This window comes from Thermococcus sp. (genome assembly GCF_015521605.1).
Classification (GTDB): Archaea; Methanobacteriota_B; Thermococci; order Thermococcales; family Thermococcaceae; genus Thermococcus.
The window spans coordinates 43,131-53,024 of record NZ_WANV01000020.1 but is presented as its reverse complement, the minus strand read 5'-3'; the positions used below and the strand labels follow the sequence as shown (position 1 = coordinate 53,024).

The 9,894-nt window shown below is 54.7% G+C and carries 13 protein-coding genes; 5 read left to right on the top strand and 8 right to left on the bottom strand.

The annotated features are described in order from the left end of the window. A partial coding sequence (locus F7C11_RS04270) for a DUF2226 domain-containing protein (RefSeq protein WP_297091291.1) occupies window positions 1-521 on the bottom strand: 521 nt, incomplete at its 3' end. Between the two features lie 108 nt (window positions 522-629). Between F7C11_RS04270 and F7C11_RS04265 the strand changes: the two genes are divergently transcribed. Beyond that, the gene (locus F7C11_RS04265) at window positions 630-2,093 is read left to right on the top strand and encodes a DHH family phosphoesterase (RefSeq protein WP_297091290.1); all 1,464 of its coding nucleotides are present in this window, start codon (window positions 630-632) and stop codon (window positions 2,091-2,093) included. Here the strand turns inward: F7C11_RS04265 and F7C11_RS04260 are convergent, their stop codons facing one another. From F7C11_RS04260 to F7C11_RS04240, 5 genes are read right to left on the bottom strand one after another with little or no spacing between them, the layout of a single operon-like run. Continuing rightward, window positions 2,094-2,303 carry a PRC-barrel domain-containing protein gene (locus F7C11_RS04260; protein WP_297091302.1) on the bottom strand — a complete coding sequence of 70 codons (210 nt, stop codon included), beginning with the start codon at window positions 2,301-2,303 and terminating at the stop codon, window positions 2,094-2,096. Window positions 2,304-2,344: 41 nt separating this feature from the next. After that, complete coding sequence (locus F7C11_RS04255; protein WP_297091288.1) at window positions 2,345-2,863, bottom strand: hypothetical protein; 519 nt, start codon at window positions 2,861-2,863, stop codon at window positions 2,345-2,347. Next, window positions 2,860-3,498 (bottom strand): CTP-dependent riboflavin kinase, encoded by a 639-nt coding sequence (locus F7C11_RS04250; RefSeq protein WP_297091287.1) that lies wholly within the window; start codon window positions 3,496-3,498, stop codon window positions 2,860-2,862. Before F7C11_RS04250 ends, F7C11_RS04255 begins: the two co-directional genes overlap by 4 nt. Continuing rightward, window positions 3,495-4,067, bottom strand: a complete 573-nt coding sequence (locus tag F7C11_RS04245) for an endonuclease V (protein WP_297091285.1) — start codon at window positions 4,065-4,067, stop codon at window positions 3,495-3,497. Before F7C11_RS04245 ends, F7C11_RS04250 begins: the two co-directional genes overlap by 4 nt. Before the next feature lie 28 nt (window positions 4,068-4,095). Beyond that, window positions 4,096-4,719 carry a haloacid dehalogenase gene (locus F7C11_RS04240; RefSeq protein ID WP_297091283.1) on the bottom strand — a complete coding sequence of 208 codons (624 nt, stop codon included), beginning with the start codon at window positions 4,717-4,719 and terminating at the stop codon, window positions 4,096-4,098. A 335-nt stretch (window positions 4,720-5,054) separates the two neighbouring features. On the opposite strand from F7C11_RS04240, the gene F7C11_RS04235 reads away from it, so the two are divergent. Then, on the top strand, window positions 5,055-6,272 hold the full coding sequence (locus F7C11_RS04235; protein WP_297091281.1) for a methionine adenosyltransferase: 1,218 nt from the start codon (window positions 5,055-5,057) through the stop codon (window positions 6,270-6,272). Between the two features lie 33 nt (window positions 6,273-6,305). Here the strand turns inward: F7C11_RS04235 and F7C11_RS04230 are convergent, their stop codons facing one another. Next, a complete protein-coding gene (locus F7C11_RS04230) occupies window positions 6,306-6,521 on the bottom strand; it encodes a hypothetical protein (protein ID WP_088180276.1) in 216 nt (71 codons plus the stop codon). Between the two features lie 140 nt (window positions 6,522-6,661). On the opposite strand from F7C11_RS04230, the gene F7C11_RS04225 reads away from it, so the two are divergent. Genes F7C11_RS04225 through F7C11_RS04215 form a run of 3 tightly spaced genes read left to right on the top strand, consistent with a single transcriptional unit; the run spans window position 6,662 to window position 8,723 of the window. Further along, window positions 6,662-7,204 (top strand): adenylate kinase family protein, encoded by a 543-nt coding sequence (locus F7C11_RS04225; protein ID WP_297091273.1) that lies wholly within the window; start codon window positions 6,662-6,664, stop codon window positions 7,202-7,204. 2 nt (window positions 7,205-7,206) lie between these two features. Further along, entirely contained in the window at window positions 7,207-8,067 is an 861-nt protein-coding gene (locus F7C11_RS04220; protein ID WP_297091272.1) for a M48 family metalloprotease, read from the top strand. A gap of 11 nt (window positions 8,068-8,078) precedes the next feature. Further along, window positions 8,079-8,723 carry a metallophosphoesterase gene (locus tag F7C11_RS04215; protein ID WP_297091270.1) on the top strand — a complete coding sequence of 215 codons (645 nt, stop codon included), beginning with the start codon at window positions 8,079-8,081 and terminating at the stop codon, window positions 8,721-8,723. Here F7C11_RS04215 and F7C11_RS04210 read toward each other — a convergent pair. Beyond that, window positions 8,720-9,889 carry a pyridoxal phosphate-dependent aminotransferase gene (locus tag F7C11_RS04210; RefSeq protein WP_297091300.1) on the bottom strand — a complete coding sequence of 390 codons (1,170 nt, stop codon included), beginning with the start codon at window positions 9,887-9,889 and terminating at the stop codon, window positions 8,720-8,722. The two genes, F7C11_RS04215 and F7C11_RS04210, sit on opposite strands and share 4 nt — an antisense overlap. Window positions 9,890-9,894 lie beyond the last annotated feature (5 nt).

Below are 9,894 nucleotides of genomic sequence, written 5' to 3'. Positions count from 1 at the left end.
GTGGGGACCTCGGCCTTTTCCTCTGCCTTCGCTTCTTCCACAACCGGAACCGCCTTGGGGACCTCCTGCGTAACGGTCACGTGGGTCGTTGATTCTTTCTGTTCCTCCCCCCTTTTCGGTGGGCCTTCCTCGGCCTTTTTGAACAGCTCGTTCAGGGGTATTTTCGGTGTCTGGACGTACACATCAACGTTATCCGCTATTGAAAGCTTGATTTCCAGCTCATCAAGGGCATAAACGTCAACGACCATGGGTTTACCGATGAATGACTTCAACACGCTGATTGCCTCTTCTCCGTTGAGGCTCTGCTTCTTGTCCACGAGAAGGCATTCGGCAGCGAGTACCTTAGAGCGGTCGAGGAGTATTGTCATGTAGTACTTTCCGGCGGAGTCCTTGGCGAATATCTTTAGAAAAGCACCGCTACCCTTTGAGAGGCCCTCTTGAATAAGCTCCCCTAGTTCCCCCGCCGAGGTTACTACCACGTTTTCAATGAGTGGCTGCTTGTCCGGCAACTGCATACTCATCACCATTAGCTATATATATCCCTCCATCAAAGAAATCCCGAAAGGAATTCACCGTCTTAGTATATCGGCGCTTGTATTTAAACATTATTGTGCAAAAAGGTGAGAAACATGCGGGTGCTGATACTTGGAGGCGGGGCAATCGGCCGCTCAATAGCAGACTCTCTCAAAGGGGAGTTTGAGATTATAATCATTGAGAAGGATCAGCTCCGGGCAAAGGCTCTTGAAGAGAGCGGATTCCAGGTCATTCAGGGGGACTTTTCATACACAGCAACGCTGCTAAAGGCCGGCATAGATAGGGCTGAGCTGGTTATAATCACCGTGATGGACGTGGACACAATAAAGAAAACGGTCTATGTGATAAGAACAAATAACAAGGACGTCCCTATCCTTACGGTTATTCCGGACGAGGTGAGTCTCGACGACCTTATTTCTCAGATAAACGAAGAATTCGAGGCGGAAGTCAGAGTGGAGTACGCGATTTCACCCCGGAGCGCCCTTAAGGATGCCGTGGTGAAGACTGTCGAGATGCTCGGCGAAAAGAAGAACGCCAACCTTCTCGTGAAGAAGCTCAAGGAGCTCAAGGCAAAGAGCGACTCCCTCCTGATAGTGATGCACGACAATCCTGATCCCGATGCGATAGCCAGCGCAACAGCGCTCAGCGTTATAGCCCAGACGCTTGGCTTCAAGACTCAGATCGTGTACGGCGGTGAAATAACCCACCACGAAAACAGGGCGTTTGTTAACCTGCTTGGGGTTGACATAAGGAAGATTTCCCGCGGCTCCTATGAGCTCAAGCGCTATCCGGTTATAGCGCTCGTGGACTGCCAGCCCAATGGGAATCTGACGGTACTGGAGGGCAACGACTACGAGAAGATAAAGATATTAATCGACCACCATCAGATACTGCAGCATCTTCAGGAACTCCTTCCAGACGATGCATTTCTTGACATAAGGCCGGAAGTAAACTCATCGTCCGCGATACTGGCGGAGTATCTCCGCACTCTCAACATCTCTGTCACGCCCGTCCTTGGAACGGCTCTCTTCTACGGCATCTACATCGACACCAAGAAGTTCTCCAAGCTGAGCCATGTTGACCTGAAGGCGATAGAGTTCCTTGCCGGAAAGGTTGACTACGAGCTCCTTGACAAGATAGAGCACCCGGACATAAGCACCGAGACTGCTGAGATACTGGCCAAGGCAATAATGAACCGTCGCATTTACAAAAACGTCGTTGTCAGCAACGTTGGATTCATAACGAACCGCGATGCAATAGCTGAATCGGCCGACTTCCTCCTCCGCCTTGAGGGGATAACCACCGTTCTGGTCTTCGGCATCGTTGATGACAGGATAGAAATTTCCGCCAGAACCCGCGATGTCAGGGTCAACATAGGCACGGTTCTCAGGGAGGCCTTTGGGGACATCGGCAGCGGCGGTGGCCACGCGCAGTCCGGTGGTGCAAGGATTCCGCTGGGAATCTTCAAACTGGCCAGGGACAAGAGCTCACTGCTCAGGCTGGCAGAAGAGGCAATAACCGAAAAGTTCCTTGAGGCGCTAAAAGTTAAAGAAGGCTGATCATTCTTCCCTTGCTTTTACCAGTATTATGTCTCCTATCGCGGTGACCCTGTCGTAGGGGACGCCGACCTTCTCCCCTGGAAGGCCCAAGGCAAGTATCTTTGCCTGCCCTCTGTCTATCTCGATTAGTATCTCGTCGACGTAGCCGACGTAATAACCCTTGGTGTTGTATATCTGCTTTCCGTAGAGCCTTGAGAGACGCATCACCATTTTAATCACCGGATTAGGTTGTTGGTGGACGTATTTAAACGTTACCTCCTCGGGATGTTCTTGGCCATGGCGAACGCCCATCTTCCAAAGACCGCAAAAAAGGCCAGTATCGCCCCCATGACTCCTATCGTGAAGAGGCCGACGACCGCACCCTCCGAGCCCTGAAGTGGCTGATAGCCCTTGAACGTCAGCATCGCGACTGTGAAGCCTCCAAAGTACGTTAGCGGCACCAGGAACATATCCAGAAATCCGTTGGCACCCACAAGCATCATAACCACCACGACAACGGCAAGGAACGCGTAGACGTCGCTGGAACCCACGGACTTGACCATCCATACACCCGCGAGAAGGGTCGTTGCAGCGAATCCCAGGGGGAAGGCGTAGGCGGACGCCCGCGTGTCCATTGGATACCTTGCTCCAAAAAGCGATCCAGCCAGCATTCCTACGTATATCAAATACACAAAGTTCTCGTTCTTCATTGGAGAGTACATCCCGACGGCTATGGCGAATCCGATGAAAGCCCCAATGCCCGCCCAGGTGAGTATCGAACGCCAGTTCATCCTCTCACGACCTTCACGGTTATCCTGCTTCCGTCTTTTAACCCCAGCTTCTCCCTGAGGCACACGGGGGCGACTATCTCGGCGATCCTTGGCGGGTGGACTGTTCTGGATGGTATGACTATTGCCCCTTCAACTTCGCCTATCTGGACGCGGTAGGCTTTGACATCTCCAAAGGTTCTTCCGCCTTTTGAGAATCCGGGCAGGATGACAGGTCTAACCCCGCAGAACGCATCAAAGACTGTCTTTGGAAACAGCACGCGTATGTTTAGAGTGCCGGGATACGGGTCAAAGCCCAGGTACTCACGTATCAGGTGGGAGTACTGTCTGACGTAGTACGCCCCCTCCCCGATTCCGGATATGACCTCGCCGATTATTATACCGTTGTAGAGGGCCTCGGAGATGGCATCGCAGAGGCTTTCCAGAAAAGCCAGCCCCTCCTGGCTTATCTCAACGTAGGTCTTTCTCCCTATCACGTCTTTTTCCACCAGCCCCTCTTCCTCCATTTCCTCAAGCAGCCGGAGAACCGACTGGGGGGAGATTCCCAGCTCGTTGGCGAGTTCTCTCAGGGTTATCTTTATCTTCCTGCCAAGCGCGCCCTTCCGAGCGAGCAGTATGAGCATTTGAATTCTTCTCATAGCCTTCCCCTCTTTGACAGCCTGTCCGCGAGCTTCAACGGCGTGGGGTAGCCGCCCTCAAGCAAAGACGCGACGATTCTCACCGCAGACTCTAAATCGATTAAGTGCCCGACGCTTACATAAGCTTTTCCCACCTTTATGAACTGCCCCTCAGCGACTCCCTTCAGGGGCTTCTTGGCAACACCGATGGTTGGTCTTCCAAGCAACAGTCCGATGTGGGAGGCGAGCCCGTAGCCCCGGGGATGTGCCCTCCCGTGTCCCTCCACGAGCAGCACATCAAACTCCTCCCCCCTCACCGCCAGGAGAACCGGCCGCGTCTCTCTGAGGAAAAAGAAAGTGGGGACGTAGGGAAAGGCAACTTCCGTCTCGATTACCCTGGTTTTCAGTACCCTGCAGTCGGGATAGGAGCACAGGACAAAGGCCGCCCTGGCGGTGTCACCGTAGGAAACATCGACCGCCCCAACGGTTTTCACACTCTCCGCCCTGACCGGTTTCTCTATGATCTTCAAGGCAAGCTTCCGCTGGGCCTCTTCAATTTTCCCGAGCTTTTTGTTGATTTCATTAATCACATAATCACCTAATTATGCAATTAACTAACTATCCGTTATCCCCTGCCACCGCCTCAAGCTTCTCCTCAAGCTTTCTGCCAAGCTTTGCCCTCGTCAGATCCTCAAGGGTTCTCTCGAGTATGTGTCTTGCCTGATCCTGCTTTCCCCTGATGTTCACCAGTCCCTTGGGGTACTCCAGTGTCATCAGCTCTTCATAGGTTGCTTCCATGAAACGGTAGACCTCTTCCGCTCCGGTTATGTTGCCCTCCAGAAGTAGTATCAGGAAGCGCCTTCTCAGCTCTCCTATGAAGTCGCCTATCCCGAGCGCGTAGTCAGCATGGGGGACTCCGAGCTCCGAGGGCGAGGGGAACTCTCCACCCGTTATGTACGCAAAGAACAGGCTGGCTTCCACGAACTCCTGGTGAGCATTCTGGACGTAGCCCGTGAAATATATATCGGGGTGGTCTCTTAGCTTTTCTCGGAGGGTTGTCACTTTGTCCCTGGCCAGGTCAAGCCTTTCGGCGGCCTTTTCCTTTTCTCCACGGTGAAGGGCTTTTATAGCATCTCCACTCAGGCGGACTATTTCCCTGGTGAGCCTCAGTGCCTCTTCCCTAAGCGCGTCCTTCTCGTCAAGAACCTCGCGTATCTCACGTATAATTTCCTTCAATCCCATGTTCCCACCGAGAAAGGTTGTCGTGGAAGCTTAAAAAGTGTGGGCTTGGCTGATCCCCCGCCCTCATGGAGCGCCAAACGGCGGTCTCTGGCGGTCCGGAGGCCAAGCCCTGTCCGCCCGGCATCGTCGCACCCGCTCATCGCTGGCAGGAAGCTGACTCCCGGGCCCGGGCCACCGGGCGTCGTCGGATGCCTCCGTTATGGAAGATTTTCGGGGAGAAATTTAAGGGTTTCGGGGTCAATAACCGACAGGAATATTAGGCTTTTGAATTCATGCCGAAAAGTATATAAAGTGATGAACAGACCTGCTCATACACACTTCGAGAGGTGACGATCATGGCTGAGAAGGTTAGGAACATAGTGGTTGAGGAGCTCATGAGAACCCCTGTCGAGATGCAGAAGGTCGAGCTCGTCGAAAGGAAGGGAATAGGCCACCCCGACAGCATAGCTGACGGTATAGCCGAGGCCGTCAGCAGGGCCCTCAGCAGGGAGTATATCAAGAGGTACGGGATAATCCTCCACCACAACACCGACCAGGTTGAGGTCGTTGGAGGTAAGGCCTACCCGCGCTTCGGCGGCGGCGAGGTCATCAAGCCGATTTACATACTTCTCTCGGGTAGGGCGGTTGAGATAGTTGACCGCGAGCTCTTCCCGGTTCACGAGGTCGCCATAAAGGCCGCCCGCGAGTACCTCAGGAGGGCCGTCAGACACCTCGACCTTGAGCACCACGTCGTCATTGACTCCCGCATCGGGCAGGGAAGCGTGGACCTCGTCGGTGTTTTCAACAAGGCCAAGGAGAACCCGATCCCGCTTGCCAACGATACCAGCTTCGGCGTCGGCTACGCTCCGCTCAGCGAGACCGAGAGGATAGTTCTTGAGACCGAAAGGCTCCTCAACAGCGATGAGTTCAAGAGGAAGTATCCCGCCGTTGGTGAGGACATCAAGGTCATGGGCCTCAGGAAGGGCGACGAGATAGACCTTACCATCGCTGCAGCCATAGTCGACAGCGAGGTCGACACCCCGGACGACTACATGGCCGTCAAGGAGGCCATCTATGAGGCAGCGAGGGGAGTTGCAGAGGCCAACACCGAGAGGAAGGTCAACATCTACGTCAACACCGCCGACGACCCGGAGAGGGGCATCTACTACATAACCGTCACCGGAACCAGCGCCGAGGCTGGAGACGACGGTTCCGTTGGAAGGGGCAACCGCGTTAACGGTCTCATCACCCCGAACAGGCATATGAGCATGGAGGCAGCGGCCGGTAAGAACCCGGTCAGCCACGTCGGAAAGATATACAACCTCCTCTCAATGCTCATCGCCAACGACATCGCCGAGCAGGTCGAAGGTGTCGAGGAGGTCTACGTCAGGATACTCAGCCAGATAGGCAAGCCGATCGACGAGCCGCTCGTTGCCAGCGTCCAGGTCATCCCGAAGAAGGGCTACAGCCTTGAGACCATACAGAAGCCGGCCTACGAGATAGCAGATGCATGGCTCGCCGACATAACCAAGATACAGAAGATGATACTGGAGGACAAGCTCAGCGTCTTCTGAGCTTTCTCCTTTTCTTAAAAGTTTTGAAAAACCTCAAACGGCTGGATAGCCGTTCTGCTTGAGAACCCTAACAAGCCTCGCCTCTTCCAGGGCAAGGGCGACCTTTTCCTTCTTAACCTTGGCGAGCTTCTTGGCGGCCACCTTTTTCTGACGGGCCACCCTTATGAGCTTGGCCTCCTCAAGCATGAGGAGCTCCTTCTGCTTTTTCACAACGTGCAGCTTCCTTTGGAGTAATTTTAGCCTCTCCATTTCGCGCCACCTGCATCTATATAGAAACTATAGTCCTTAAAAGGTTTTCGCTGAATGCTACATGTACATTCGACGATTAACGAGGAACAAGCATATAAACCTCAGACAACAAAATAAGGTGAGTTCTCGGGGGTAAATCGATGATAATCGCCGTGAGTGGTACTCCCGGAGTCGGTAAAACCACCGTTTCAAAGCTCCTAAGTGAGAGGCTTGGCTACGAATACGTGAGTGTGAAGGATTTTGCCCTCATGAAGGGTATCGGTGAGCCTGTTGGGGACGAGATTGAGATAGACGTCGATGCGCTGGCCCGTGAAGTTAAGGCCGAGTTCTCCGCCAGGAACGTTGTCATCGATGGCCACCTCAGTCACCTGGTTCCAGCCGATGTTGTCGTGGTCCTCCGTCTCCACCCGAGAGCAGTGGCCGAGAGGCTCAAATCCCGGGGATACTCCCGTAAAAAGCTGGCCGAAAACGTTGAAGCCGAACTCGTAGACGTCATTCTCGTTGAGGCACTGGAGAAGAACAAGAGGGTTCTGGAGGTTGACACCACAGATAAGACCCCCGACGAGGTCGTCGATGAGATCCTGACACTTCTTGAGGAGGGGGTGAAGAGGAGGGTAGGGGTTGTCGACTGGACCGAGGCGTACGATGACGTCCTCGAGTATCTGATGCTAGGGGGTGATTAAATATGGGGGCCATCAAATGGCTCAGACTGGTGCTTGTAATACTTCTCACAGCTCTCGTTCCGGCGATACTGGGATACCTCCTTGTGGGTATCCAGGGTATGATCGTCATGCTTTTTCTCGTTCTAATCGCCGACTGGCTGATTTACTGGTACGGAGACAGGCTCCTGATGAGGTGGTACAGGGTCAGGCTCGTTACCGAAAGCGATTATCCCTACCTGTATGCAGTTCTGAGGAAGCTTTCGTCCAGCGCAGGGATTCCTCTCCCCAAACTGGCCCTGGCCCCCGTTGGCACTCCGAACCTGTTCTCGACCGGCAAAGGCTCGGGAAGCGCCACCATAGTCCTCACCTACGGGCTGCTGAGGGTGCTCGACCCCGACGAGATAGAGGGTGTCCTGGCCCATGAGGTGGCCCACATACTGAACGGAGACACCTTAATTCAAACCGTCGTTTCTGTGATTACGGGTTTTGTACTCAGCGTCGCCTATGCCCTCGGCAGGCTGTTCAGCTTCGTGTCTCGGAAGGAGAAGGGCGATGATCCCAACAGCGGGTTCCTGGTTAGAATACTCGCCCCCATAGCCGGGGGCCTTCTGTACATCGGCCTGAGTCCCTCCCGGGAGTACTTGGCCGACGAGCACGGAGCAAGGATAAGCGGCAAACCCCTCGCGCTCGCCAGCGCCCTGCTAAAACTCGACAAGGCGATATCTTTCCGCCCGATGAAGGGGGGCAACCTGGCCACGTCAGGACTCTTCATCGTGAACCCCTTCAGGGGGAGTCTGGCTGAGATGGTCTCAACTCATCCACCCACCGATGAAAGGGCGGAGAGGCTTTTGAAGATAGCCGAGGAGATGGGCGTCTACACATGAGGGGTGATCCCGTGAGATTCATCGCGGTAACGGACATCCACGGAAACTCCAAGAGGAGCAGGCAGCTTGCCGAAGTTCTGAGGGGCGAAGAATTTGACGCACTCCTCGTTGCGGGAGATTTAACCCATTTCAGCGGTTCTGGTAAAGCAAGGGAAGTTCTTGAACCTCTTCTGGAGCTTGATATGCCTGTGCTTGCCGTTCACGGAAACTGCGACGGCAGGGACGTCCCGGAACTCTTGAGCGAACTCGGAATAAACGTCCACAACAGGCGGGTCCAGGTCGGTGGGGTCGGCATCGTTGGAATCGGCGGTTCAAACATCACGCCCTTCCACACGATATGGGAGCTGACGGAGGACGAGATAGCCACGATTCTGGAGGAGAACTACCGGGACGGCGACATAATCCTCTCCCACGTTCCGCCCCATGGAACTGTGGCTGACAAGGTCCACTTTGGCCACCACGTTGGCAGCAGGGCGCTGAGGGAGTTCATAGAGGAGGAATCCCCTCCGGTCGTCGTCTGCGGCCACATACACGAGGGGAGGGGGATCGACCGGATCGGAGAAACCCTCGTGGTAAACCCCGGCCCGCTCTTCAGAAAGTATTACGCCGTGATAGAGCTCGGAGAAGAGATAAAGGTGGAACTGAAGAAGCTTTAAACGAGCTTCTTCTCCCTCAGCACTTTCTCCATTCTGTCCATGGCCTCTTCGAGCTTTTCGTACGCTGTGGCATAGCTTATCCTGATGTAGCCCTCCCCGGCACTTCCGAAGGCCGAACCGGGAACGACTGCGACCTTGGCCTCCAGGAGCATGAGCTCGCTGAACTCCTTGCTGGTCAGGCCAGTGTCTTTCACGCGCGGGAAGATGTAGAATGCGCCCTTGGGTTTAACAGTGGGAAGCCCCATCTCGTTAAGACGCTTCCACACGAGGTCTCTCCTGCGTTCGTATTCTCTCCTCATCTCCTCGACGGCCTTCCAGCTGCGCTCGTCCTTCAGGGCCTTTGCCGCCGCGTACTGGGCGAACGTAACCGGGCAGGTCGAGTTGTACATCTGGAAGCGGGTCATCCTCTCGATTATCCATTCCGGAGCTGCGACAAAGCCGAGACGCCAGCCGGTCATGGCAAAGGTCTTTGAGAAGCCGTTGATTGTGAGGGTGCGCTCGAACATGCCGTCGAGGGAGGCTATGCTGTAGTTCTTGGCGCCGTCATAGACGAAGTGCTCGTAGACCTCATCGCTGAAGACCATGAGGTCGTGCTCCACTGCGAAGTCGGCTATCTCTTCGAGGTCCTTCCTGGTGAGGACCGCACCGGTCGGGTTGTTGGGAGAGTTTATGATGAGGGCCCTCGTCTTCTCGGTTACGTGCTTCTTGAGGTCGTCGACGCTCAGCCTGAATTCGTTTTCTTCGTGGGTTGGGACTTCGATGGGCTTTCCCCCCGCGAGCAGAACCGTCGGGGCGTAGCTGACGAACATCGGGCTGGGGATGAGAACTTCCTCACCGTCCTTCAGAAAGGCCGCGAACCCCATCAGAAACGCCTGGTTGGCGCCGACGGTCACCATGATTTGAGTCTTGGGGTCGGCATCGATGCCGTTCTGCTCCCTTAGCTTCCATGCCAGGGCTTCCCTGAGCATCATCAGTCCTGCATTCGGCCCATAATGCGTCATTCCCTTGTCAAGGGCTTCTTTTGCATATTCCTTGATGTGCTCGGGAGTATCAAAGTCAGGCTCACCGATTCCAAGTGAAATGAGCCCCTCAACACCCTGAGCCAGGTCAAAAAGCTTCCTAATTTCAGAAGGGTTAACGAGTTCCAGCCTGTCGCTCAGTGCCATGAGCA

Coding starts and splice junctions, on each gene's coding strand:
- F7C11_RS04265 (WP_297091290.1), top strand. CDS start 630: ATGCGGGTGCTGATACTTGGAGGCGGGGCAATCGGCCGCTCAATAGCA.
- F7C11_RS04260 (WP_297091302.1), bottom strand. CDS start 2,303: ATGGTGATGCGTCTCTCAAGGCTCTACGGAAAGCAGATATACAACACC.
- F7C11_RS04255 (WP_297091288.1), bottom strand. CDS start 2,863: ATGAACTGGCGTTCGATACTCACCTGGGCGGGCATTGGGGCTTTCATC.
- F7C11_RS04250 (WP_297091287.1), bottom strand. CDS start 3,498: ATGAGAAGAATTCAAATGCTCATACTGCTCGCTCGGAAGGGCGCGCTT.
- F7C11_RS04240 (WP_297091283.1), bottom strand. CDS start 4,719: ATGGGATTGAAGGAAATTATACGTGAGATACGCGAGGTTCTTGACGAG.
- F7C11_RS04235 (WP_297091281.1), top strand. CDS start 5,055: ATGGCTGAGAAGGTTAGGAACATAGTGGTTGAGGAGCTCATGAGAACC.
- F7C11_RS04230 (WP_088180276.1), bottom strand. CDS start 6,521: ATGGAGAGGCTAAAATTACTCCAAAGGAAGCTGCACGTTGTGAAAAAG.
- F7C11_RS04225 (WP_297091273.1), top strand. CDS start 6,662: ATGATAATCGCCGTGAGTGGTACTCCCGGAGTCGGTAAAACCACCGTT.
- F7C11_RS04220 (WP_297091272.1), top strand. CDS start 7,207: ATGGGGGCCATCAAATGGCTCAGACTGGTGCTTGTAATACTTCTCACA.
- F7C11_RS04210 (WP_297091300.1), bottom strand. CDS start 9,889: ATGGCACTGAGCGACAGGCTGGAACTCGTTAACCCTTCTGAAATTAGG.